The 25,246-nt window shown below is 42.9% G+C and carries 23 protein-coding genes and 1 riboswitch; of the genes, 20 read left to right on the top strand and 3 right to left on the bottom strand.

The window, feature by feature from the left end:
* Positions 1–8: 8 nt before the first annotated feature.
* The 13 genes from PQ478_RS01955 (at position 9) to purD (ending at position 13,254) form a co-directional block, all read left to right on the top strand.
* Entirely contained in the window at positions 9–200 is a 192-nt protein-coding gene (locus PQ478_RS01955; RefSeq protein WP_075683393.1) for an NETI motif-containing protein, read from the top strand.
* Between the two features lie 75 nt (positions 201–275).
* A riboswitch (purine riboswitch) is annotated at positions 276–377 on the top strand.
* Positions 378–508: 131 nt separating this feature from the next.
* Positions 509–994, top strand: a complete 486-nt coding sequence (gene purE / locus PQ478_RS01960) for a 5-(carboxyamino)imidazole ribonucleotide mutase (protein WP_289236924.1) — start codon at positions 509–511, stop codon at positions 992–994.
* Positions 991–2,118, top strand: a complete 1,128-nt coding sequence (gene purK / locus PQ478_RS01965; RefSeq protein WP_289235647.1) for a 5-(carboxyamino)imidazole ribonucleotide synthase — start codon at positions 991–993, stop codon at positions 2,116–2,118. Before purE ends, purK begins: the two co-directional genes overlap by 4 nt.
* A 42-nt stretch (positions 2,119–2,160) precedes the next feature.
* Positions 2,161–3,462, top strand: a complete 1,302-nt coding sequence (gene purB, locus PQ478_RS01970) for an adenylosuccinate lyase (RefSeq protein ID WP_289235648.1) — start codon at positions 2,161–2,163, stop codon at positions 3,460–3,462.
* A 73-nt stretch (positions 3,463–3,535) separates the two neighbouring features.
* Entirely contained in the window at positions 3,536–4,258 is a 723-nt protein-coding gene (gene purC / locus PQ478_RS01975) for a phosphoribosylaminoimidazolesuccinocarboxamide synthase (protein ID WP_289235649.1), read from the top strand.
* Positions 4,246–4,497 carry a phosphoribosylformylglycinamidine synthase subunit PurS gene (purS, locus tag PQ478_RS01980; RefSeq protein ID WP_075683238.1) on the top strand — a complete coding sequence of 84 codons (252 nt, stop codon included), beginning with the start codon at positions 4,246–4,248 and terminating at the stop codon, positions 4,495–4,497. The genes purC and purS overlap by 13 nt, the downstream gene beginning before the upstream one ends.
* A complete protein-coding gene (gene purQ, locus PQ478_RS01985) occupies positions 4,494–5,177 on the top strand; it encodes a phosphoribosylformylglycinamidine synthase subunit PurQ (protein ID WP_289235650.1) in 684 nt (227 codons plus the stop codon). The genes purS and purQ overlap by 4 nt, the downstream gene beginning before the upstream one ends.
* Positions 5,161–7,386 (top strand): phosphoribosylformylglycinamidine synthase subunit PurL, encoded by a 2,226-nt coding sequence (gene purL / locus PQ478_RS01990; protein WP_289235651.1) that lies wholly within the window; start codon positions 5,161–5,163, stop codon positions 7,384–7,386. The genes purQ and purL overlap by 17 nt, the downstream gene beginning before the upstream one ends.
* The gene (gene purF / locus PQ478_RS01995) at positions 7,362–8,774 is read left to right on the top strand and encodes an amidophosphoribosyltransferase (RefSeq protein ID WP_289235652.1); all 1,413 of its coding nucleotides are present in this window, start codon (positions 7,362–7,364) and stop codon (positions 8,772–8,774) included. Before purL ends, purF begins: the two co-directional genes overlap by 25 nt.
* Positions 8,775–8,810: 36 nt before the next feature.
* Positions 8,811–9,845, top strand: coding sequence for a phosphoribosylformylglycinamidine cyclo-ligase (gene purM / locus PQ478_RS02000; protein ID WP_075683242.1), 1,035 nt, complete (start codon positions 8,811–8,813; stop codon positions 9,843–9,845).
* Positions 9,845–10,438 (top strand): phosphoribosylglycinamide formyltransferase, encoded by a 594-nt coding sequence (gene purN, locus PQ478_RS02005; protein WP_289236925.1) that lies wholly within the window; start codon positions 9,845–9,847, stop codon positions 10,436–10,438. Before purM ends, purN begins: the two co-directional genes overlap by 1 nt.
* Entirely contained in the window at positions 10,435–11,964 is a 1,530-nt protein-coding gene (purH, locus tag PQ478_RS02010) for a bifunctional phosphoribosylaminoimidazolecarboxamide formyltransferase/IMP cyclohydrolase (RefSeq protein WP_289235653.1), read from the top strand. Before purN ends, purH begins: the two co-directional genes overlap by 4 nt.
* 15 nt (positions 11,965–11,979) lie before the next feature.
* On the top strand, positions 11,980–13,254 hold the full coding sequence (gene purD, locus PQ478_RS02015; RefSeq protein ID WP_289235654.1) for a phosphoribosylamine--glycine ligase: 1,275 nt from the start codon (positions 11,980–11,982) through the stop codon (positions 13,252–13,254).
* On the opposite strand, the gene PQ478_RS21925 is transcribed toward purD, so the two are convergent.
* Positions 13,229–13,339: an EYxxD motif small membrane protein gene (locus PQ478_RS21925; protein WP_012957362.1), complete on the bottom strand. Its 111-nt coding sequence runs from the start codon at positions 13,337–13,339 to the stop codon at positions 13,229–13,231. The genes purD and PQ478_RS21925 overlap by 26 nt on opposite strands.
* 340 nt (positions 13,340–13,679) lie before the next feature.
* Positions 13,680–13,949, bottom strand: coding sequence for a YgaP family membrane protein (locus PQ478_RS02020; RefSeq protein ID WP_022629666.1), 270 nt, complete (start codon positions 13,947–13,949; stop codon positions 13,680–13,682).
* A 161-nt stretch (positions 13,950–14,110) separates the two neighbouring features.
* Between PQ478_RS02020 and PQ478_RS02025 the strand changes: the two genes are divergently transcribed.
* The 5 genes from PQ478_RS02025 (at position 14,111) to ade (ending at position 19,947) form a co-directional block, all read left to right on the top strand.
* Positions 14,111–15,850 carry an adenine deaminase C-terminal domain-containing protein gene (locus PQ478_RS02025; protein WP_289235655.1) on the top strand — a complete coding sequence of 580 codons (1,740 nt, stop codon included), beginning with the start codon at positions 14,111–14,113 and terminating at the stop codon, positions 15,848–15,850.
* Positions 15,851–15,902: 52 nt separating this feature from the next.
* On the top strand, positions 15,903–16,949 hold the full coding sequence (locus PQ478_RS02030; protein WP_289235656.1) for a DUF3048 domain-containing protein: 1,047 nt from the start codon (positions 15,903–15,905) through the stop codon (positions 16,947–16,949).
* Positions 16,950–16,967: 18 nt separating this feature from the next.
* Positions 16,968–17,279 (top strand): YerC/YecD family TrpR-related protein, encoded by a 312-nt coding sequence (locus PQ478_RS02035; RefSeq protein WP_012957366.1) that lies wholly within the window; start codon positions 16,968–16,970, stop codon positions 17,277–17,279.
* 144 nt (positions 17,280–17,423) lie between these two features.
* Positions 17,424–18,071, top strand: a complete 648-nt coding sequence (locus PQ478_RS02040; protein WP_289235657.1) for a TraR/DksA C4-type zinc finger protein — start codon at positions 17,424–17,426, stop codon at positions 18,069–18,071.
* 121 nt (positions 18,072–18,192) lie between these two features.
* Positions 18,193–19,947 (top strand): adenine deaminase, encoded by a 1,755-nt coding sequence (gene ade / locus PQ478_RS02045; RefSeq protein WP_289236926.1) that lies wholly within the window; start codon positions 18,193–18,195, stop codon positions 19,945–19,947.
* 273 nt (positions 19,948–20,220) lie between these two features.
* Here the strand turns inward: ade and PQ478_RS02050 are convergent, their stop codons facing one another.
* Positions 20,221–22,077 carry a helix-turn-helix domain-containing protein gene (locus PQ478_RS02050; RefSeq protein ID WP_289235658.1) on the bottom strand — a complete coding sequence of 619 codons (1,857 nt, stop codon included), beginning with the start codon at positions 22,075–22,077 and terminating at the stop codon, positions 20,221–20,223.
* A 307-nt stretch (positions 22,078–22,384) separates the two neighbouring features.
* Between PQ478_RS02050 and PQ478_RS02055 the strand changes: the two genes are divergently transcribed.
* A complete protein-coding gene (locus PQ478_RS02055) occupies positions 22,385–23,920 on the top strand; it encodes an AbgT family transporter (protein ID WP_012957372.1) in 1,536 nt (511 codons plus the stop codon).
* Positions 23,921–23,938: 18 nt separating this feature from the next.
* Positions 23,939–25,234: a Zn-dependent hydrolase gene (locus tag PQ478_RS02060; protein ID WP_289235659.1), complete on the top strand. Its 1,296-nt coding sequence runs from the start codon at positions 23,939–23,941 to the stop codon at positions 25,232–25,234.
* Positions 25,235–25,246 lie beyond the last annotated feature (12 nt).

Consider the following 25,246-nt stretch of genomic DNA (forward strand, 5'->3'; position numbering starts at 1 on the left):
AGAAAAAAATGAAGTTTGAAGTCGGCGAAAATGAATCAATCGGAGACTGCTTAGAACGTATGCAAAAAGAAGGCTATCAACCCGTTCGCCGGATGGAAGAACCTGTATTTGAAGAGAAGAAGAAGGGGCGGCAGGTTGAATATATTCCTGTTAGACAGAAGATCGTATTTGAAGGGAAATTGGTAGAAGGCGAACAATAATAGTCTGACTTTTTATCATCGTTCGACTTTTTGTTGACAGATCGTGTATCTGCTTGTAAGATGAAGATGAATAAACGAGAAAACAGAATATCACCTCATATAATCACGGGAATAAGGCCCGAAAGTCTCTACCCAATGACCGTAAATCGTTGGACTATGAGGGAAAGTGTCACTTCATTGGATAGGTTTATTGAAGTGTCATGAAAGCGTGGAATTAGCTTCCTTTCTCTCAGTAGACAAAGATAGCTAATTCTGCGCTTTTTTTATGAGTAAAGTGCTATAGAAAACGCAACAAAGGGGAGAACATGATGAAGCCAGTTGTGGGAGTTATTATGGGGAGCACATCGGATTGGGAAACGATGAAACATGCATGTGAGATCTTAGATGAGCTTAAGGTTCCATACGAGAAAAAAGTTGTTTCTGCCCATCGTACACCTGACTTAATGTTTGAATATGCTGAGTCGGCAATCGAGCGAGGGCTGGAAGTCATTATTGCAGGGGCAGGAGGAGCAGCGCATCTGCCTGGCATGGTAGCCGCTAAAACGGTACTGCCGGTGATAGGAGTGCCTGTTGAATCAAAATCTCTTAAAGGGATGGATTCTCTCCTCTCAATTGTACAAATGCCTGGCGGAGTTCCTGTTGCCACTGTAGCCATCGGGGCTGCCGGTGCGAAAAATGCCGGTCTTCTTGCAGCACAAATTATAGGTTCAACTGATAGAGAGGTTCAATCTAAATTAATAGATAAACGGGAAGCAACAAAACAAGCAGTCTTAGAAAGCAGTGAGACGCTATGAGCAAAGTGATTCGACCAGGTTCAACGATAGGAATTATTGGCGGCGGCCAGCTCGGCAGAATGCTTTGTATAGCAGCGAAACAAATGGGCTACAAAACAGCGGTGCTCGAGCCTACATCATCCTCACCATGTGAAGGGTTAGCCGATGTACTTATTCAAGAAAGATATGACGATAAAGAAGCTGCGAGAGAACTTGCGGCCGTCTCAGATGTAATCACCTATGAATTTGAAAATATTGATGCCGAAACAGCGGCTCTTTTGACAGAAGAAGCGTATTTCCCGCAAGGATTTAAACTGCTTCAAACAACACAGCATCGGATTCGTGAGAAAGATTCGGTTTCCTCACTTGGTATAGAGGTCGCCCCGTATCAGTCGATAAAGAATCTAAATGACTGCCAAGCTGCAGCTGAAGATATTGGTTTTCCAGCCGTGCTGAAGACGTGTCGTGGCGGCTATGACGGAAAAGGGCAGGCTGTTGTGCATGATGAAGCTGAATTACTCAAGGAAGCGAAGCGACTGTTAGAATCAGGAGAGCTAGTGCTAGAAGGGTTTATCCCTTTTAAATGTGAGATTTCAATTATTGTCACGCGCTCAACTCTAGGGGAAGTGAAGACATTCCCTGTAAGTGAGAACATTCATGTCAACAGTATTCTTCACCAATCAATCGTGCCAGCAAGAGTAGAAACGGAGTGGCTGAAGAAAGCCCGAGAGATTGCAGAGACGATTGCAGACGGACTCGGTTTAACGGGCATACTAGCTATTGAGATGTTTGTGACCAATGAGGGTGAAGTGATTGTAAATGAACTGGCACCAAGGCCTCATAATTCAGGACATTACACGATAGAAGGTTGTTTCACTTCTCAATTTGAGCAGCATATTAGAGCGATTTGCGGACTGCCGCTTGGGTCAACGCATCTTTTAGGAGCGACAGTGATGGAGAACATCCTAGGTCAGCATCTAGAGGAAGTGATAAGCGAACTTGATTATTTAAGTGAGGCGAAACTTCATCTATACGGCAAAAAAGAAGCAAAAGAAAACCGGAAAATGGGCCATATCACGGCGATGGGTGACACGGTGGAGGATGCACTTGAAAAGCTCAAGCGAAGAGTGAAGCGAATGTGCTAGAATGAGTAAGGTATTTTACTTATAAAGTTGGAGGATGGTTAGATGATCGAACGTTATACACGTCCTGAAATGGGTGCCATTTGGACAGAAGAAAATCGTTACAAAGCATGGTTAGAAGTAGAGATCGTAGCATGTGAAGCATGGGCAGAGCTTGGCGAAATTCCTAAAGAAGATGTGGCTAAAATTCGTGAGAACGCAAGCTTTGACGTAGCGCGTATCCACGAAATCGAAGCAGAAACAAGACATGATGTAGTTGCCTTCACTCGTGCCGTTTCAGAAACATTGGGAGAAGAGCGCAAGTGGGTGCATTACGGACTAACGTCTACAGATGTGGTTGATACGGCTTTATCTTATCTGCTTAAACAAGCAAATGAGATCTTACTGGCTGACTTAGAGCGTTTCTTAGACATCATTAAAGATAAAGCGATTGAACATAAGTACACTGTAATGATGGGACGTACGCACGGTGTTCACGCTGAGCCAACGACATTTGGCTTGAAGCTTGGCCTTTGGTATGAGGAAATGAAACGCAACATCGAGCGCTTTAAGCATGCAGCAGAAGGAGTTCGTTTCGGTAAACTTTCAGGTGCTGTTGGAACCTATGCTAATATCGACCCTCGTGTAGAGGAGCTTGTTTGTGAGAATCTTGGACTTAATGCAGCCCCAATTTCTACGCAAACATTGCAACGTGATCGTCATGCAGAATACATGGCATCGATTGCTCTTATCGCTACATCGGTTGAGAAGTTCGCTGTAGAGATCCGCGGTCTGCAAAAGAGTGAAACGCGTGAAGTGGAAGAGTTCTTTGCTAAAGGACAAAAAGGATCATCGGCTATGCCGCATAAGCGTAACCCAATCGGCTCTGAGAATATGACAGGACTTGCACGTGTGATTCGTGGTCATATGCTGACAGCTTACGAGAATGTTCCATTATGGCATGAGCGTGATATTTCTCACTCTTCAGCTGAGCGTATCATTCTTCCAGATGCAACAATTGCGCTTAACTACATGTTAAATCGTTTCGGAAATATCGTGAAAAACTTAACGGTGTTCCCTGAAAATATGAAGCGTAACATGACTCGTACGTACGGCTTAATTTACTCACAGCGTGTATTATTATCACTGATTGATAAAGGAATGGCTCGTGAGGAAGCATACGATCTTGTTCAGCCGAAGACGATGGAGGCATGGGAAAAAGGGATTCAATTCCGTGAACTAGTGGAAGCTGAAGAAGCAATTACTGCCGTACTTTCAAAAGAAGAGATTGATGATTGCTTCGATTACAACTATCACTTGCAGCATGTAGATACAATCTTCAAGCGTCTAGGACTAGAAGCAAATTAAATAAAATAGAGGAGTGAACAGCGCTCCTCTTCCACAAACAATATTGCCAATATTCTGAATGTGAGGGTGGAGTATGGAAAAACGTGAACTGTTATACGAGGGAAAAGCAAAGAAAATATATCGTACAGATAACGAGAGTATTTTGTGGGTTTCTTATAAAGATGACGCGACTGCCTTCAATGGAGAAAAGAAAGCTCAGCTTGAGGGTAAAGCAAGGCTGAATAATGAAATCACATCTCTCATCTTTAAGCATTTAGAGGCAGAGGGGCTTGAAACTCATTTTGTTGAAAGACTTTCAGAAACGGATCAGTTAGTGAGAAAAGTAGATATTGTTCCACTTGAAGTGGTTGTGAGAAATCAAGTAGCTGGAAGTATGGCTAAACGCTTAGGGCTAGAAGAAGGATTGAAACTCGCGCGTCCTGTTGTGGAATTCTATTATAAAGACGACGCATTAGGCGACCCTCTTATTACAGAAGATCATATTGCGATACTCAGAGCTGCAACACCTGAAGAGGTAGACCAGTTAAGATCAATGGCGCGTAAAGTAAACGAGCACCTGCAAAAGCTTTTTGCCGCAATTGATATTAAATTAATTGATTTCAAACTTGAATTTGGCCGGACCGAGAGCGGTGAACTTCTTTTAGCAGATGAAATTTCACCGGATACATGCCGTCTTTGGGATATGGAAACAAACGAGCGTTTTGATAAAGATTTATTCAGACGTAATCTAGGAAATTTGCAAGCTGGTTATCAAGAAATTTTAACTCGACTAGGAGGCCCAACATGTACAAAGTAAAAGTGTATGTAACGTTAAGAGAAAGTGTACTAGACCCTCAAGGAGTAGCAGTGAAAAGTGCTCTGCACACAATGGATTACAAAGAAGTAGAAGATGTACGTATTGGTAAATACTTAGAGCTTGCTGTAAATGAGACCGGAAATATTGAAGCTAGAATCGAAGAGATGTGTGAGAAACTGCTTGCTAACACAGTGATCGAAGACTACCGCTATGAAATCGAGGAGGTTGTCCCGTCATGAAATTTGCAGTAATCGTTTTTCCTGGCTCAAACTGTGATGCTGATATGTATCATGCAATCTCTGGTGCTCTAGGAGCTGAAGTAGAGTACGTATGGCATCATGAAACCTCTCTTCAGGGGTTTGACGGCATCTTGCTTCCGGGAGGGTTCTCGCACGGCGACTATTTACGCTCAGGTGCGATTGCACGATTTGCTCCTATTATGAAAGCTGTCATTGAGGCTGCTAAAGAAGGAAAACCAGTGCTAGGTGTATGCAACGGATTTCAAATTTTACTAGAAGCAGGTCTTCTTCCTGGAGCGATGAAGCGTAACGAGGGATTAAAGTTCATTTGCAGACCAGCTGTCTTAACGGTTGAAAATGAAAAAACGATGTTTACAGCAGGCTATGAAAAGGGTCAGGAAATTACGATCCCAGTCGCGCATGGCGAAGGAAACTATGAATGTGATGATGCAACATTTAACGAACTTGAAAAGAACGGACAGATTATTTTCCGTTACAAAGACAATATCAACGGTTCACGTCAGCAGATTGCTGGAATTATGAACGAAGCAGGAAATGTTTTAGGGATGATGCCGCACCCTGAGCGTGCAGTGGAAGCATTGCTTGGAAGTGACGATGGATTAGCATTATTTCAATCAATTGTACGAAATTGGAGGGAAACTCATGTCGCTACTACTTGAGCCTACAGCAGAACGTGTAAAAGAAGAGAAACTCTACTTGGAAATGGGTCTGACAGATGCGGAATTTGAGCTGGCAGAATCCATTTTAGGACGCACACCAAATTATACGGAGACAGGCTTATTTTCAGTCATGTGGTCTGAACACTGTAGCTACAAAAATTCAAAAGTGCTGCTTCGCAAATTCCCGACTGAGGGAGAGAAGGTTCTTCAAGGTCCTGGAGAAGGAGCGGGGATTATTGATATTGGTGACTCACAAGCTGTCGTATTTAAAATCGAGAGCCATAATCATCCTTCAGCGATTGAGCCTTATCAAGGAGCAGCTACAGGTGTAGGCGGTATTCTCCGTGATGTATTTTCAATGGGAGCTCGTCCAATTTCGTTATTAAATTCACTGCGTTTTGGTGAGTTGACATCACCAAAAGTTCGTTACTTATTTGAAGAAGTTGTAGCTGGGATTGCTGGCTATGGTAACTGTATTGGTGTACCGACTGTTGGCGGCGAAGTTCAATTTGATCCTTGCTATGAAGGAAATCCGCTAGTAAACGCCATGTGTGTCGGTTTAATTGACCATAAGGATATTCAAAAGGGTCAGGCAAAAGGTGTAGGCAATACGGTGATGTATGTTGGAGCAAGCACGGGGCGTGATGGGATTCACGGGGCAACATTTGCCTCTGAAGAGCTTAGTGAGGATTCGGATGAAAAACGTCCAGCCGTTCAAGTTGGCGACCCATTTATGGAGAAGTTATTGCTTGAAGCATGCCTTGAGCTGATCCAATCAGACGCCCTTGTAGGGATTCAAGATATGGGTGCAGCTGGATTAACGTCATCTTCAGCAGAGATGGCAAGTAAAGCGGGCTCAGGTATTGAGATGAACTTAGACCTCATCCCTCAGCGTGAAAAAGGGATGACGCCATATGAGATGATGCTCTCAGAATCGCAGGAGCGTATGCTGATCGTTGTCAAAAAAGGCCGCGAACAAGAGATTAAAGAAATCGTCGACCGTTGGGGCTTACTATCAGCTGAAGTTGGAGTTGTAACTGATGATAAACGTCTTCGCCTTCTTCACAACGGAGATATTGTAGCAGATGTTCCTGTTGATGCGCTGGCAGAAGAAGCACCGGTTTATCACAAGCCATCGAAGGTACCTGCTTACTATGAGGAGTTCCAAAAACAAGAGGCATGGACACCGGAAATTGACGATCCTAAAGAAACATTGATCCAATTGCTAGCGCAGCCAACGATCGCAAGTAAAGAGTGGGTGTATGACCAATACGATCACATGGTTCAGACAAACACGGTTGTCACACCGGGTTCTGATGCGGCAGTTGTTCGTATCCGTGGAACACGCAAGGCACTTGCGATGACAACTGATTGTAATTCACGTTACTTATATTTAGACCCAGAAGTAGGCGGTCAAATCGCGATTGCTGAAGCTGCTCGTAATATCGTTTGTTCTGGTGCGACACCGCTTGGCTTAACAGACGGTTTAAATTACGGAAGTCCTGATAAACCAGAGATCTTCTGGCAGTTAGAGAAATCAACTGACGGCATGAGCGAGGCTTGTCGTATTCTTGAAACACCTGTTATCGGCGGAAATGTCTCGCTTTACAATGAAACGAACGGCGTTGCTGTTTACCCAACACCGGTAATCGGCATGGTGGGACTTATTGAAGATGTAGATCATATCACGACTCAAACATTTAAAGAAGCAGGAGACTTCATCTATCTCATTGGTGATACAAAGGCTGAATTTGGAGGCAGTGAGCTTCAAAAAATGCTGAACGGCTCGATCTCAGGCAAGGCGCCTACACTTGATCTTGAAGTGGAGAAAGCTTATCAAAACATGTTATTAACAGCAATCAAATCAGGGCTTGTTGCCTCTGCTCATGATGTAGCAGAAGGCGGCGTAGGAGTAGCACTTGCAGAGAGCTTAATTGGAACAGAACTTGGGGCAGATGCAGCATTAAATGGGGAGATTATCTCACAACTGTTTGCTGAATCTCAATCTAGATTTATCGTTTCAGTGAAGCCGGAGCACCAAGCTCAATTTGAACAAGTAGTAAAAGCGACCTTAATTGGTCAAGTCACAAATGATCCATCGCTTGTTGTAAAATCAGCTGATGAGAAGACGGTACTGAATGTATCAGTAGATGAAATGACTAAGGCTTGGAAGGGAGCCATTCCATGTTTGCTGAAATCAAAGGCTTAAATGAAGAATGTGGTGTATTCGCTGTCTGGGGTCATAAGGATGCTGCTCAAATTACGTATTATGGGCTGCACAGCTTACAGCATAGAGGACAAGAAGGAGCTGGCATCGTCGTCACAGACGGTGAACAGCTCTCCGTTCATAAAGGAATGGGACTTGTAAATGAAGTATTCAGACCAGAGGATTTAACGTTGCTGCACGGAAAAGGAGCGATTGGCCACGTTCGTTACGCTACAGCAGGCGGAGGCGGCTTTGCCAATGTGCAGCCGCTCCTGTTCCGCTCTCAGCGCGGGGGTTTAGCGCTTGCTCATAACGGTAATCTAGTGAACGCCAACAATCTGAAGCATCAGCTAGAAGGGCAAGGCAGTATCTTTCAATCGACTTCTGATACAGAAGTGTTAGCTCACTTAATTAAACGCAGCGGGTACTACACACTAGAGGATCAACTGAAAAATGCTCTAAGTATGTTAAAAGGAGCCTATGCGTTTGCGGTCATGAATGAGACTCAACTAATGGTCGCTCTTGACCCGAATGGCTTGCGTCCACTTTCTATTGGACGCCTTGGAGATGCTTATGTGGTAGCAAGTGAGACTTGTGCATTTGATATTATTGGGGCTGAGTACGAGCGGGATGTTCAGCCGGGTGAGCTTGTTATTATTGATGATAATGGCTTACGTTCTGAGCGTTTTGTCAGCTCGCAGCCAAGAGCAATCTGCAGTATGGAATATGTTTATTTTGCTCGGCCTGACAGTAATGTCGATGGGGTGAATGTTCATACCGCAAGAAAGAATCTCGGCAAGCAGCTGGCATATGAAGCACCAGTGGAAGCAGATGTTGTGACAGGAGTGCCGGATTCTAGTATTTCAGCAGCGATTGGCTATGCAGAGCAGACCGGCATCCCGTATGAGCTTGGATTAATTAAGAACCGTTATGTCGGAAGGACGTTTATCCAGCCTTCACAAGAGCTTCGTGAGCAAGGAGTGAAAATGAAGCTGTCAGCCGTGCGCGGTGTAGTAGAAGGGAAGCGCGTGGTAATGATTGATGATTCGATTGTACGCGGAACAACGAGCAGACGAATAGTACGGATGCTTCGTGAAGCGGGGGCAAAAGAAGTTCATGTACGTATCAGTTCACCGCCTATAAAGAACCCGTGCTTTTACGGAATCGATACATCGACTACAGAAGAGCTGATTGCATCCAATCATTCCATTGAAGAAATGAGAGACATGATGGGTGCAGATACATTAGCTTTCTTATCAACAGAAGGACTTATGGAGGGCATTGGCCGTGATAGTCTAGAACCTAATTGTGGGCAGTGTTTAGCATGCTTTACAGGACAGTACCCAACAGAGATCTATGCGGATACACTTCATCCACATGCAAAAGTATAACAATCGATTTATTGGAATAAAGGGGAGGAACCAAGGATGTCAGAAGCATATAAGCAAGCCGGAGTAGACATTGAAGCAGGGTATGAAGCCGTTCGTCGTATGGGCCAGCATGTTAATCGTACAAATCGCCCAGGAGTCATGGGGGGATTAGGCGGTTTTGGAGGCATGTTCGACCTTTCAAGCTTAAAAATGAAAGAGCCCGTATTAGTATCAGGAACAGACGGGGTAGGAACGAAGCTGATGCTTGCCTTTATGATGGATAAGCACGATACGATCGGTGTTGATGCGGTTGCGATGTGTGTGAATGATATCGTAGTTCAAGGGGCTGAGCCATTGTATTTCCTTGATTATTTAGCGGTAGGAAAGGCTGATCCCGTTCGGATTGAGTCGATTGTTAAAGGTGTGGCTGATGGCTGTGAGCAAGCAGGCTGTGCCTTAATTGGCGGAGAAACAGCTGAAATGCCGGGCATGTATAGTGCAGATGAATATGATATAGCCGGTTTTTCAGTCGGGGCGGTTGAGAAGAGCGATTTGCTTACTGGGGAAGAAATTACTCCAGGCGATATTGTGATTGGGCTTTCATCAAACGGTCTCCACAGCAATGGCTTTTCTTTAGTACGAAAAGTATTTCTAGAGGACAACAAGCTTTCGTTACATGACACTCTTCCTGGACTTGATGGCACGTTAGGAGAAGAATTGCTTACACCAACGAGAATTTACGTGAAGCCTTTATTAGAAGTGCTTCGTACTTACTCTGTTCACGGTCTGGCCCATGTAACCGGAGGCGGTTTTTACGAAAATATTCCGCGTATGCTTCCTGATGGCTGCGGTGTTGAAATTGATTTTGGTTCTTGGCCGATCCACCCTGTTTTCTCACTGCTTGAAGAGTACGGCAGTCTATCAAAAAAGGATATGTTTAGTGCGTTTAATATGGGAATTGGCATGATTGCGGTCGTTCCTGAAAAAGACCATACCAATGTGATTCGTACCCTTGAAGCACAAGGCGAGAAAGCATTTATTATCGGCAGAGTGACAAGCGGTGCAGGAGTGACGATTGGAGGCATTGATTGATGAGGCGGATAGCTGTTTTTGCTTCTGGAAACGGGACAAATGCACAAGCGATTATTGATCAAGCAAAAAGCGGCGTGCTCGAATGTGAAGTGGTGCTTGTTGTGAGTGATAAGCCGGATGCATTTGCATTAACACGAGCAAAAAATGCAGGGATCGACACGTTTAGTTTCAAGCCATCTGATTTCAAAAATAAAAAAAGCTACGAGTCCGAGTTGGTCAAGAAGTTAAAAGAGAAAAACGTACAGTTTATCGCGCTAGCTGGGTATATGCGCCTGATAGGGCCAACGCTGCTTAAGGCATTCGAAGGAAGAATAGTGAATATCCATCCATCTTTATTGCCGCAATTCCCTGGTCTTGATGCGATCGGCCAAGCGATGAATGCTGGTGTAATGGAGACTGGTGTGACGATCCACCTTGTAGATTCAGGGATGGATACCGGTCCGATTATTGCTCAAGAAACAGTACAGGTTGATCAAGATGATACAATGGAAACATTAACAAAAAAGATACAAGCAGTGGAACATCGGCTTTATCCTGCGACAATAAAGGATTGGGTAAAGTCTTTAGAGCTGGAAGGAGTAATGAGCAAATGAAGAGAAGAGCATTAGTCAGTGTATCAAACAAAGAAGGCATTATCCCTTTTGTAGAAGGTTTAGTGAAAGAAGGATTTGAAGTTGTTTCTACAGGCGGAACGAAAAAAGCAATTCAAGAGGCAGGCATTCCTGTAACAGGGATTCAAGATGTGACAGGATTTCCTGAAATCTTAGAAGGCCGTGTTAAAACCCTTCACCCAAATATCCATGGTGGATTGCTTGCGATGCGTGATAAAGATGATCACGCATCGCAGCTTGAAGAACACAATATTACACCGATTGATGTGGTTGTTGTGAATCTTTATCCTTTTCAACAAACGATCGCAAAACCAGGTTCAACATTTGAAGATGCTATTGAAAATATTGATATCGGCGGCCCGAGCATGCTTCGTGCGGCAGCTAAAAACCATAAGTATGTGACGGTTGTTGTAGATCCACAAGATTATGACACAGTACTAGCTGAACTTAAAGATGGTGTGACTGCTGAAACACGCCGCCGCCTAGCTGCAAAAGTATTCCGTCATACAGCTTCTTATGATGCAGTCATCGCTGAATATTTAACGGAAGCAACAGGCGAAGAAAGTCCGGAAACTCTAACAGTTACATATGAGAAAAAACAAAGCTTGCGCTATGGTGAAAATCCTCATCAAAAAGCGACATTTTATAAAAAGCCGCTTGCAAAAGATGGATCAATTGCTACAGCTGTTCAGTTACACGGAAAAGAACTCTCTTACAACAATATTAATGATGCAGACGCGGCTCTTGCGATTGTCAAAGAATTTACAGAGCCTGCTTGTGTAGCTGTTAAACATATGAACCCGTGTGGTGTGGGTACTGGTGAGACAATTGAACAAGCGTATGATAAGGCATATGAAGCAGATCCAGTTTCCATTTTTGGCGGGATTATTGCTCTTAATAAAGAGGTAGATAAACAGACTGCGCTTAAAATGAAAGAAATCTTCTTAGAGATTATTATTGCGCCTGCATTTACTGAAGAAGCACTTGAAGTATTAAAAGAAAAGAAAAATCTTCGCCTTTTAACAGTCGATACAACAAAATCCCAAGGAAAAGAAGCAAGCTTGACATCGATTCACGGTGGACTTCTTGTTCAAGATGAGGATACCTTCAGCTTTGATGCAGCGGATGTCTCTGTACCAACAAAGCGTGAGCCTTCTGAAGAAGAATGGAGTGCTTTGAAACTTGCTTGGAAAGTCGTGAAGCACGTGAAGTCAAACGCGATTGTTCTAGCAAATGATCAAATGACTGTTGGTGTTGGAGCTGGTCAAATGAATCGCGTCGGGGCAGCTGCGATTGCTCTTGAGCAAGCAAGCGAGCGTATGGAAGGCGCGGTTATGGGTTCAGATGCTTTCTTCCCAATGGGTGATACAGTTGAAGCAGCAGCAAAAGCTGGCGTACGAGCAATTATTCAGCCAGGCGGATCAATCCGTGATCAGGAATCAATTGATATGGCGGATCGTTATGATATTGCGATGGTATTTACAGGGGTACGTCATTTCAAACATTAAGAGGAGGCGTCTTGGATGAATGTGCTTGTTATCGGAAGCGGTGGACGTGAACATACAATTGCTTGGAAATTAAATCAGAGTAAGCAAGTCGATCAAGTATTCGTGGCACCTGGCAATGATGGGATGAAAGATGTGGCAGTAACTGTTCCAATCAGTGAGGCCGATCACGCAGGGCTTATCCAATTTGCCAAAGAAAATGAAGTCGAGTTGACTGTTGTTGGATCAGAGGTGCCTCTATTGGCAGGTGTGGTGGATGCTTTTTTTGCTGCTGGCTTAAAAGCATTTGGCCCCACAAAAGCAGCGGCGCGTCTTGAGGGAAGTAAATCGTTTGCAAAAGAGATTATGCAGAAATACACTATTCCAACAGGAGCGTATGACACATTTACAGACTACAATTCGGCTGTGCAATACGTAAAAGAAAAGGGAGCTCCTATTGTTATTAAAGCTGACGGATTGGCTGCGGGTAAGGGTGTAATTGTAGCGATGACTGAAGAGGAAGCAACCGCTGCCCTTCATTCTATGCTTAATGATGATGCCTTTGGTGAAGCTGGTGCATCAGTTGTCATTGAAGAATACTTAGAGGGTGAAGAGCTTTCGTTAATGGCATTCGTGAACGGAGACATCGTTGTACCAATGGTTGCTGCTCAAGATCATAAGCGCGCATTTGACAATGACGAGGGACCGAATACTGGCGGCATGGGAGCTTATTCACCTGTACCTCAGTTTGGTGAAGAGCAAATCAAAGAAGCGGTCGAGACAATCTTAAAACCGACTGCAGCTGCGATGATTAAGGAAGGCCATCCGTTTACAGGTATCTTATATGCGGGCTTAATGATGACGACAACAGGTCCTAAAGTAATTGAATTTAACGCGCGCTTTGGCGATCCAGAAACACAAGTGGTGCTGCCGCGGTTAGAATCTGATTTAGAGCAGGTCATGCTAACGCTGTTAAACGGGGAAAAGCCAGAACTTAGCTGGTCAGATGATGCAGTCATTGGAGTGGTGATGGCGAGTAAAGGCTATCCGGCGTCTTATGAGAAGGGCTCGGTCATCAACGGACTCGACACATTAAAAGACGACAAAGCATTTGTTTTTCACGCCGGAACAAAGCGTGTAGATGATAACTGGGTAACAAACGGCGGCCGCGTCTTATTAGTCGCTTCAAAAGCGAAAACACTAAGCACGGCTAAAGAAACGGTTTATGAGGCCATTGAGCATATCCAGAGTGATGGGCTGTTTTATCGAACTGATATAGGCCATAAAGCTATTTCACGCGTTTCTTCTTCATAAACACATATAAAAATGCAACAATACTTCCTATCAGTAAAATATAAATAAAAAGAGAATCTGTTGCATATTCTTGAATATTGAACATGTTGTCACCTCCAGTGATGATAAACCGTATAAGTTCTAGACTTATACGGTTTTTGTTTTCCTTAGACGAAGCGCCAGTGAAGTCGCCTCCGCCCTTCGTGTCTAGCTTCAGGGCATTGTCCTTCGAGAAACTTTTGTGAATCAAACGAAGTCAAAAAGCGACTTCTTTTTGCTTCCCCTAAGTTTTCGAATGCCAGAACATGCCCTTCCGCCTTTCGGTTCTAGCTTCGGCTCCTTGTCCTGCGGGAAATAACGGTGCCTCGAATGAAGACAAAAAGCGTCTTCATATCGCTGCCCCTAATATTTCCACATGCCAATGCAGTCGCCTAAGCTTTTCGGTTCTATGACGGGTTCATTACTCTGCCGTCTTGGTGGTGTTCGTCGTCGTGGCTTTGGTGGTGGTTGTGGTCCATGAGTTCGCTTTTGGCTAAATAGACAAGCGGGCAGAAGCGGGTAATTCCTTCTGCGATTTTCATGCCGCCTAACATTGCAGCTAGGAGAGAGCGATTACGGTTTGGTTTTCGTACCATTTTTGCGATTGAGTAAGCAAGGACAGTAAAGCCTGCTGTAATTCGGATTAATGCATCAATTCGTCCAATATTTGGTTTCATTGTTTCATCATCTGCCTTTCTTGTGAACGTGTTCACGAATTTGTTAATAAAACATGTAAAAAGATTTGACAACTTTAGTGAGTTAATGAGTGATTGTATGGTACGATAGGAGCAACAGAATAATTTACAAAAAACAGGAACTTGGAAACGGGTGATTTCACATGACGGAGCGAATTTATCGCTGGACAAAAAAACGTTTACGCCAACAACTCGAAGTTGTTAGAGGAGAGCAGGCGCCTTCGCTCGTCCTAAAAAATGCAACCTATTTAAACCATGCGAGAAAGAAATGGTTACAAGCAAATATATGGATTGCACAGGATCGTATTGTTTATGTTGGAGACGATCTGCCTAACAAATTAGACGGAACGGAAATTGTGGACTGTTCAGATCAATATATAGTCCCTGGATATATCGAGCATCATGCTCATCCATTTCAACTTTATAATCCCCACAGCTTTGCAAAATATGCAGCTTCACGTGGAACGACAACCTTGATTAATGACAACATGATGTTCTTTTTAAATCTCGAAAAAAAGAAAGCGCTTTCTTTGATAGAGGCACTGGATGAGCTTCCAACCTCTATGTATTGGTGGTGCCGATATGATGCTCAGACAGAATTAAAAAGTGAGGAAGCGTTCTCAAATTCCAAAATGAAAGCATGGCTTGAGCATCATTTGGTCATCCAAGGCGGGGAGCTGACTTCTTGGCCGAAGGTATTGACTGGAGATGATGCTACTCTTCATTGGATGCAGGAGACCACAAGACTTAGAAAACCGATTGAAGGGCATTTGCCTGGAGCTTCAGAGAAGACATTATCTCAAATGGCCTTGCTTGGTGTGACGTGTGATCATGAAGCGATGACAGGAGAAGAGGTCGTAAGAAGATTGAATTTAGGATATACAACGTCTCTAAGACACTCATCTATCCGCCCGGATCTGCCGAAGCTGCTTAAAGAAATGCAAGAGCTTGGGGTAGATGTGTTTGATCGTTGCATTATGACTACAGATGGTTCTACACCAACGTTTTATGAAGATGGGGTCATGGATCATTTGATTAAAATAGCCCTAGATGCAGGGATTGAACCAATTGATGCCTATGCGATGGCAACATATAATGTCGCGAAATATTATAACTTGGATCATAAGTTAGGGATGATTGCTCCTGGTCGAGTGGCTCACCTGAACTTTTTAAATGATATAAATGATCCTAAGCCAACCTCAGTCATTGCAAAAGGTCAATGGGTTGTAAGAGATGGTCGTCAATGCGAAGGATATGAGTCTTTTCCATGGGAGGATTATGGAATTGAGCCTCTGAAAATTGATTGGGAATTAAAAGAAGATGATCTTCACTTTTCAATGCCAATGGGAATTGAAATGGTGAATGCCGTTATTTTAAAGCCTTATCAAATTCCGATTGAATGCACAGATCGCACATTAAGCCAAGATCACGACGAAAGCTTCTTTGTGATGTTAGATAAGAATGGCAAATGGCTGATCACTTCTATGCTAAAAGGATTTGCCAATCGTATCTCAGGCTTTGCAAGTTCGTTTTCAAACACGGGCGACATTGTCTTAATTGGTAAAAACATTTCGGATATGGTTAGAGCTTTTAATGCATTAAAAGAACAAGGCGGAGGAATGGCGCTTGTTGAAGATGGAGAAGTTATTGGTTCAATCCCTTTAAATTTATTCGGTATGCTGTCTAATAAAAATATGAATGAAGTCATCAAAGAAGAAAAAGAGTTTGTAGGCATGCTTCGGGAGCGCGGATATAAACATGAAGATCCTATTTACAGCTTGCTCTTCTTCTCATCCACTCATCTTCCGTATATACGTGTCACACAGAGCGGGATTTATGATGTTCATAAGAAAACGGTACTCTTTCCTTCGATTATGCGTTAAACTATAAAAGAGTTTATTGTTTATATTATTTAGTAAAGGGCGTAGACATTAAATGAAATGGTGGATGATTTTAGCGGTTGCAGCTACAATCTTTACAGTCACAGGATGCAGCAATGATTCAACAGAAGATAGTGAACCAACAAATACAGAACAAGATACAGAAACAATGGAGCAAGAGACAGAAGAGAATGCCGCAGAATTACCTTTTACTCATCCGCTGACAGGAATGAAAAGCGAATTTGAAGCAAAGAACCGCCCGGTCGCAGTCATGATTAATAATCACCCATCAGCGAGACCTCAAACCGGCCTCGTTGATGCGGATGTCGTGTATGAGGTGTTAGCTGAGGGGGAAATGACACGTTTTGTGGCTATTTTCCACAGCAAACTGCCAGAAGAAGTTGGGCCGGTCAGAAGTGCAAGAGAATATCATATTGAACTCGTTAATGGGTATGACGCAGCTTTTGTAACACACGGTTGGAGTCCGGGAGCCGAGCAGCAGCTTCGGGCTGGCAGAACCGATTATTTAAGCGGGCTTCAATATGATGGCACCTTGTTTCAGCGCTCTAGTGACCGCCGCGCACCGCATAATTCCTATATCACATTTGAAAACATAAAAACTGGTATTGAGCAACAAGGATACGAGTGGGAAGCTGAAGTAACTCCGCTTACTTTTTATACAAATGATGATATACAGGTAGTAGGAAATGCGGCTTCTGAAGTTGTGATTAATTATTTAAATCGTAATGAGGTCACATACTCTTATGATGAGACAACAGGAATGTATCACCGCTTTAACGGAGAGATGCAGACTGTTGATTACAAAACGGACGAGCTTCTAGAAGCAGCAAATCTGTTTATCGTGGAAACAGGTCACCGGGTAGTCGACGATGCAGGCCGCAGGGAAATTAATTTGACCGAAGGCGGACGAGGTCTTCTTATACAAAGCGGCATTGCGAATGAAGTGATGTGGAAAAACATTGACGGTAAGATACTTCCTGTTGACGAGAATGAAAATGAAATGCCGCTTAAGCCAGGCTTAACTTGGATTAATATTGTTCCCTCCTCACCAGGTATGGATGAGAGTGTAACCTATAATTAGTGAAAGGTGTGTGGATCTATGCAGATTGATAAATTGAGAGGCAGAGAATTAGATCAATTGTTCAATGCGATCTTGTCGCTTAAAGACCTTGATGAATGTTATGAGTTTTTTGATGATCTATGTACTATCAATGAAATTCAGTCACTTGCACAGCGTCTTGAAGTAGCACGTATGCTTAGAAATGGGTATACATATCACAAGATTGAGACGGAAACAGGTGCAAGTACGGCAACAATTTCGAGGGTGAAACGCTGTTTGAATTATGGAAATGACGGCTATAAAATGACCCTTGAGAGAATTAAAGAAGAAGAGCCGGTTGAAGAAAAATAAGCAGTTAAGGCACGAGGTTTATCTACAAACCTCGTGCCTTTTTACATTCTCAAGATGTTTACTTTTCCTTAATTACGTGTATTACCTTATTAACAGATTGATTATGTAAAGACTAAATAGGAAACCAATTTGGAGGTATATACGATGTTAACGAATGAGCAGCTACAAACATTAGAAAATAAACTGCTTCAGATGAAAAAGGAAATAGAAGACCGAGTATCAGATGACGCGAGCGAGGCAGACTTAGAAAACCAGGGGGAGGATACGGGAGAATTATCGAACTACGACAACCATCCTGGTGATCTTGCAACCGAGCTTCATGATCGTGAATTAGAAGCAGCTCTTGATCAGCATTCCAAAGATGAACTAGAGGAAATTAATCAAGCCCTTGCTGCAATAGAAGATGGGACGTACGGTATTTGTGAAGTGTGCGGAGAGCCGATTCCTTTTGAACGGCTAGAAGCCCTTCCGACAGCTAGACGCCGGATCGAGCATGCGGATGTGAATATAGAGGATGAACCGAGAAGGCCGGTAGAGGAAGAAGTCATGAATCCAACGATCGCAGCTCGTGAAGAGGAAGAAAATGAAATGATTTATGATCGTGAGGATACCTGGAGAGATATTAGCGAGCATGGGACGAGTGAATCGCCATCTGATCTAACAAATCCTGAAGAAGGCTATAACCCAGAGCCGGCAGAAGAGGAGCCAATGACGGAGCTGGACCAACAAAAAGTAGCTGATATTAAAGGAAATGACTCTGGCCGCACGTCAGATCGGAAAGAGCATAGATAAGCTGGATACGAGTAGAGACACATGAAGTCATCATGTGTCTTTTTCTGTTGAAGCAAACTCCCTGTCTATTTTCCTCCCAAACCCCGTGCATCTCCCGTCATTTCATACTACAATAGTAAAAATGTCTGAAGGAGTGACGAGATTGGAGAAGGAGCAATTGCAACGAAGAATAGCAGCAGCATCTAAACGAGAAAAAGCCGAATTGGTATTAAAGAATGCCACAGTGATGGATGTATTTAATGTAACCACATATAAAGCAGATGTTGCGATAAGTGACGGAATGATTGTTGGTTGCGGGGATTATGAAGGCGAGATTGAGATTGATATGAGTGGAAAGTTCATTTCTCCATCCTTCATTGATGGTCATGTTCATATTGAATCGGCGATGGTACCTCCAGAAGAATTCGCTAAGGTCGTTCTTCCTCACGGGGTAACGACGGTTATCGCTGACCCGCATGAAATCGCCAACGTAGGCGGACTTGAAGCTGTTTTATATATGATTGAAGCGTCGAAACACCTTCCGCTTGAGGTAAAGATCATGGCACCTTCTTCTGTTCCTGCCACTCCATTTGAACATAACGGAGCTTCTTTATCAGCAGAAGAAGTAGGGAGTCTTATGAAGGAAAAAGATGCGTATGGATTAGCTGAGGTGATGGATTATCCTGCGGTGTTAAATGGAGACGAAGAGATGGTCACGAAGCTGCTTGCTGCACATCAAGAAAACAGAATTATTGATGGTCATGCAGCTGGACTTGATGAAACAGCACTGAACACCTATTTAACGGCAGGGATTAGAAATGACCATGAAGCAGTGCGTGCGAGTGAAGCGACAATGAGAACAGCTCGCGGGATGTATGTGTTGATGCGGGAAGGAACAGCGGCCAAAGATATGGAAGCATTAATTGGAACCGTCACACCTTATAATGCTAGAAGGTACGTGTTTGCTACAGATGACAAGCATTTAGATGAATTAATAGAAGAAGGAAGTATTGATGCCAGTGTGCGTAAAGCAATCAAGTTAGGGATGGATCCTGTACAAGCGGTTCAACTTGCGAGTTTAAATGCGGCTGAATGCTTTGGGTTGAAAGATAAGGGCGCAATTGCACCAGGCTATCAAGCTGATTTTCTTGTGTTAAATGATTTAGAGAAGGTGGAAGTTGAAGCTGTATACGTTGCGGGTGAGAAGGTCGTTGAAGACAACAAATTTGTCGCTGAGCTGAGAGGCGAAGTTGAGCCGCCTTCTTATTTATTAGACAGCGTTCGTATGAAAGATTGGGGTGTGGCTTCCTTTAAGCTTCCGCTTTCATCAAATAAAGCGAAAGTCATTGGTGTGAAGTTAGGCTCGATTGTGACAGAAGCATTGGTTGAAGAGGTGAAGGTATCAGGTGGAGAATTCATACCGTCTGTTGAACAGAACCAATTAAAACTTGTCGTTGCGGAACGTCATCACGAGCTTGGCCATGTTGGGGTCGGAATTGTAAAGGGGATTCCTTTGAAAAAAGGAGCCATTGCTACGACTGTTTCGCATGATTCTCACAATATTATTGCTTTGGGTACAGATGATGAGAGTATTGCTGCGGCAATTAAGGAGCTAGAGCGTATTAAGGGAGGGATGGTTGTAGCAGATCATCAAGACATTCTCGCAAGCTTACCCCTGAAAATTGGCGGCTTAATGTCATCTGAGCCTTATAAGGTGGTGAACCGTCAGATTAAAGAAATTGATGAAGCATTGAAGAAGTTAGGTTATGAACAGGATAAGAACCCGTTTCTGACTCTATCCTTTCTAGCGCTCCCAGTTATTCCTGCACTTAAGCTGACAGATACAGGATTATTTGATGTCTCGCAATTTGCTCATGTCAATATAGAAGCTGAATAAGAAAAATCGGCTGCGAGTTCGTACGCAGCCGCTTTTTCTATTGTTCGGGAGATCTTTGCCGATGATCAGCTTTCATAGAAGAAGCAGAATGATTCTCCCTTTGTAATGAGAGAATGTAGTTGTACACTTTAATTATCTGCTCATCGTTTAAGTGATATAACATCATATGAATCTCTTCTTTTGTAAGGGACATAGTCTCACCCTTTCTGATTATATATCACCTCTTACCCCCATCCTTATTTTTCTTTACCCAATGAAGTTAAAAATAATCACTTACGTACTAGGAATTTCCACTGCTCCCTTTTGAAGGTATTGATATAAATTCAACGCCATATGCACATCTAGAAATTGGCGGCTGTCTGAAAAGTCTACTTCCAATATCGCTTCTACACGTTTAAGCCTATAAGCGAGAGTGTTCAAGTGGATATGCATTGTTTCAGCGGTCTTCTTTACATTTTGATTATGGTCTAGGTAGAGAATGAGTGTTTCTAGTAATTCAGTTTTTTTAGATCGTTCATATTGAAGCAGCGGGCCTAGTGTCTCTTCGACAAAATCAGTTAACTCTTCTTTGGTATTTTGCAAGAGCAGCCTCTGAACGCCTAAGTCATGATATCTTAACTCATCTATTTGCAAATCGTAGCTGCGCAAAAATTGGATGCATTTCGATGCTTCATGGAATGACTTTTTCAGTTGAGTTAAATGCGTGTAGCTTCTGCCGATCCCACATCGAATGTCAGTCTTCCATTCTTTCAGCTGTATCTGTTGTTTTATGTAGGATAATAGTTCGTTTAATTGATATTCCCTCGTCTCTCTAGCAGATGGATGTTCAAAAGAGATCAAGACAAGGATTTGCTCATTTTTAGCGACGGCTACCCCGCTGTGCAGATTCTCATCAATATATTTTTGAATAAGGACAACCATCTGTCTTTGCAGGTGATTGTCGTATTGATTGGTCACATCAAACTCTCTAAAACGAAGCATAAATGAAGTGAAATGCCCTTTCTCAGAAAGGTTAAGATGCTTCGCCCTCTCAAAGAAAGCGCGGTCCACATTTCCGGAGAGTAATTCTTCGATAAATTCCCCTTTTAGCGTTTGTTCTGTATCAAAGGCAGCTTGGTTCTTAAGGATCTCTAAAGATATAACAGCGCATGCGTGACCTAGAGCTGCCAAAATCATCTCGCTGATCTCACCATCGGCAAGCAGCGCAAGTACTCCTAAATTCCCTTCTGCCGATCCAATAGGAAGTAACACTACAGAGACGTCGCCTAATTGTTTACAAGTGATCTTGATAGGGCTAATAGGATTCGTTTCATTTGCAGCTTCTTCTAATGAGTTTAGGAGCATTTGCGTTTCGACCCGTGTAAATGGCGAATCTATAGTACTTGCTATCACATGGCCAAGCTCACTTATTAAAATGGCGTGATAACCAATGTTTTGATAGATATAATGCATGATTGAGCTGAGCCCTTCACCATGTAACACAAGGTCGGTTAAATTGGAGTGGATATCAATAGACCGTTTTAATAGAGCGTTTTGTTCTACCATCTTCTCATTTAAGTGCTGCATCTCATTCAGGTGTTCTTCTTTTACTTTGTAGAGATTTGCTTTTTCTAATGCAACGGCTGCTTGGTGGGCGATTGCTTCGACAAGGTTAATGTCTTCCTGTGTAAATTCTTTATTAGAGTAAAAACAGTCAAGGGTAATTACACCGATAGACTTACCATCTCGGATAATGGGAGCGCATATGGCAGCAGACGGGTAGTGAGGGATCGCTTTTTCAAGTTCTACGAAACTGGTTTTATTCATCGAGGAGGTTGTTTTTTTTATTAATTCCTGGGTTGGAAAGACTAAGCAGTTCTTAGCCAAAAAAGCGAGGCCTGTCATAGACTCTCCAGGTGCAAGACGGACGTTGTCAATATTATGCAAGCGAAACCCTTGTGATGATTTGGGCAGAAGAACATTCTCTTTTTCATCATATAAAAAGAGAACGCCGCCGTCAGCCGCATCAATCGCATTAATGGTTTCTCTCATTATCGAATCTATTGTGTGATCGATATCAACAGATGAATTCAGGACGTTTGATACATCCATTAAAAGCTTAAGCTGTTTTCGATTTAATGTGTCTTCCATTGCTCGTTCACCTCTAGTTGTCTAATCTTCAGTCTTTTATTAATTTACAGAATCATTATACTATTCATTGTACTATGTATTTGAAGGTAAAGGTATGTGTCAGTTAATAAAAAATGAATTCATATATTATGAATTTAAACAAAAAATGAAATGGATCGCTTCTCTTTCTTGCAGTGATGCGATGAATTAGATAAATATGTTGTGATATCCCTAAATAAATAGCATTGATTTTGTTACATTAACAGACTAAATCTATGTATAATCGTAACTATCAAAATTATCTGATAATAAAAAGGGGGAGAAAATGATGCAGCCGAATACACAACAAGATATCACAACAGAAAAGAGATCTGGATTGTTTACGATGTTCCTCAATATGATTGAAAAAGTAGGGAACAAGCTTCCGGATCCCGTTACGCTTTTCATTATTTTTGCTGTGCTTGTCATTATCGCTTCGCACTTTGCTGCCATGGCAGGAGTGAGCGTGATTAACCCGGCAACTGATGAAACGGTTGAAGCGATCAGTCTTCTCACGCGTGATGGAATTCAAATGATTATGACACAGATGGTCACAAACTTTGCTCAATTCCCGCCTCTTGGCCTTGTGCTCGTAACAATGATCGGCGTTGGCGTAGCTGAAGGAGTAGGACTTATATCTGCTTTATTAAAGAAAGTCGTACTAGGTTCACCTAAAGTATTGATTACCGTATCAATTGTATTTGCTGGTATTCTAGCAAATATGGCTGGAGACGCAGGCTTTATCGTCCTGCCGCCGATCGCAGCGCTTGTCTTTATGAGTGTAGGACGCCATCCAATTGCAGGGATGGTTGCGGCATATGCTGCGGTTGCAGGGGGCTTTAGTGCTAACCTTATTGTAAATATGCTTGATGCTCTTCTTGCTGGATTTACGCAAGAGGCAGGACAGATTATTGATTCTGAATTCATTGCCAATCCAGCAATGAACTATTATTTCTTAGCAGGTTCGGCATTTATTATTGTTCCTCTCGCTGTTTGGATCACAGATAAGATCGTTGAACCGCGTTTAGGTACATACACAGGACCTCAGATGAAGCTAGAGAAGCTCACAGCACTTGAGAATAAAGGATTAAAGTGGGCAGGAGTGACAACACTAGCGTACCTTGCTGTCATTGCTTTGATGATTGTTCCTGAGAGCGGCGTTCTTCGTGCAGATGATGGAGGAATTGTTATTTCGCCGTTCATGAGCTCGCTAGTACCAATTATTATGGGACTATTTCTATTCCCTGCGTTGACGTATGGCTTTATCACAAAAACTGTGCGTTCTGACAAAGATGTTGCTGATACGATGGCGAAGTCCATGGGGACGATGGGGATGTACATTATCCTGGCATTCTTCGCGGCTCAATTTATCTCGTATTTTAACTGGAGTAATTTAGGGATTATCTTAGCGATTTCAGGAGCCGATCTCTTGAAAAGCTTGAATTTTACAGGTCTGCCATTGTTAATCGGCTTCATCATCATTAGCGCTGGATTGAATTTATTTATTGGAAGCTCTTCGGCAAAATGGGCGATTTTAGGACCGGTATTTGTTCCGATGTTTATGCTGCTTGGCTATGACCCGGCATTCACACAGCTTGCATATCGAATTGGCGATTCGATTACAAACCCGATTACACCAATGTTTGCATACTTTGCAATCTTGCTCGCATTAGCTCGCCGTTATGATAAGAATCTTGGCCTTGGATCGTTAATTGCGGTTATGCTCCCATACAGTATTTTCTTTGGGATCGCATGGATTGTTTTCTTTATCATTTGGTATTTCATTGGACTGCCGCTTGGCCCAGGAAGTAATATTTTCTTATAAGATAGGAGTGTACGTGTTATGCAAACGATTTTTACAGATGAGCGCTTACTTGAAGGGGTCAATAAATGTGCAGAATATGCGCATATTGACCCTGCGACACTTGCTAACCGAATCTTAGAGCTTGCTGCATTTGGCAAGACGGCTGACGGCGGTGTAACACGTTTCGTTTATACGGAAGAAGAGACACAGGCTAAGGAGTTATTTATCAGCTGGATTAAGGAAGCTGGGTTTGATGTAAGAGAAGATAGTTTTGGGAATCTATTTGCAAAATATACAGGGACGGACCCTGATCTGCCGGTAGTGATGACGGGATCTCACTTAGACAGTGTTCCTAACGGTGGTTATTTTGATGGGCCGCTCGGCTGCATCAGCTCTTTTATGGCCATAGAGGCTCTTATGAAAGAAGGAAAGCGCCCTAAACGTTCGATTGAATTCGTGATTTTTGTCAATGAAGAAGGATCGAGATTTAATAACGGGATCTTTGGCAGCCAGGCGTTGATGGGCGAGATCACAAAAGAAGAGCTTAACACTTACCGTGATAAAGAAGGCGTGAGTATTGCTGAAGCAATGAAGGAACAAGGGTATGATCCTGAGATTGCCTTAGCTCGTAAATGTGAGAAGAGTGACATCCATGCGTTTTTAGAGCTGCATATTGAACAAGGAAAGCAGCTTGAATTAAATGAGGAAAAGATTGGAATTGTCAGTGGGATCGCAGGACCGACTTGGCAATCGTTTACGTTCCTTGGAGAAACAGATCATGCGGGGAATACCCCGATGCATCTGCGAAAGGATACGTTATGTGCGGCAGCTGAATTTATGCTAGAAGTAGAGAAACTTCCAAGACAAATAAACGAAACGGCTGTTGCGACTGTAGGAAAGATTGATGTCTCGCCAAACGGAGCAAACGTTATTTCTGGTAAAACGAATGTAATTGTAGATGTGCGAGATATTGATAAGGAAAGTTTAGTTGAGCTGAATAAGAGAATTGTCTCGAGTGCGAGTGAAATAGCAGAGCGTAGAGGCATTCAAGCAGAGCATGAGGAATTAACGAAAATTGATCCAGTTGTTGTTCCTGATTCCATTCAAGAATCAATTAAAGCATCTTGTGAGCGTCATCAGCTGCCTTATCGTTCACTTGTCAGCGGAGCAGGACATGATGCGATGATTATGGGCAAATATGTTCCATCAGCCATGGTATTTGTACCAAGTGTAAATGGAAAAAGCCATTCTCCTGAAGAGTTTACGCATTTAGCTGATTGTGTAGACGGTGTAGCAGTGATGAAAGATGTATTATGGGATTTAGCAAACGAGTAAAGAGATAGAATT

The organism is Alkalihalophilus pseudofirmus (assembly GCF_029094545.1).
GTDB lineage: Bacteria > Bacillota > Bacilli > Bacillales > Bacillaceae_D > Alkalihalophilus > Alkalihalophilus pseudofirmus.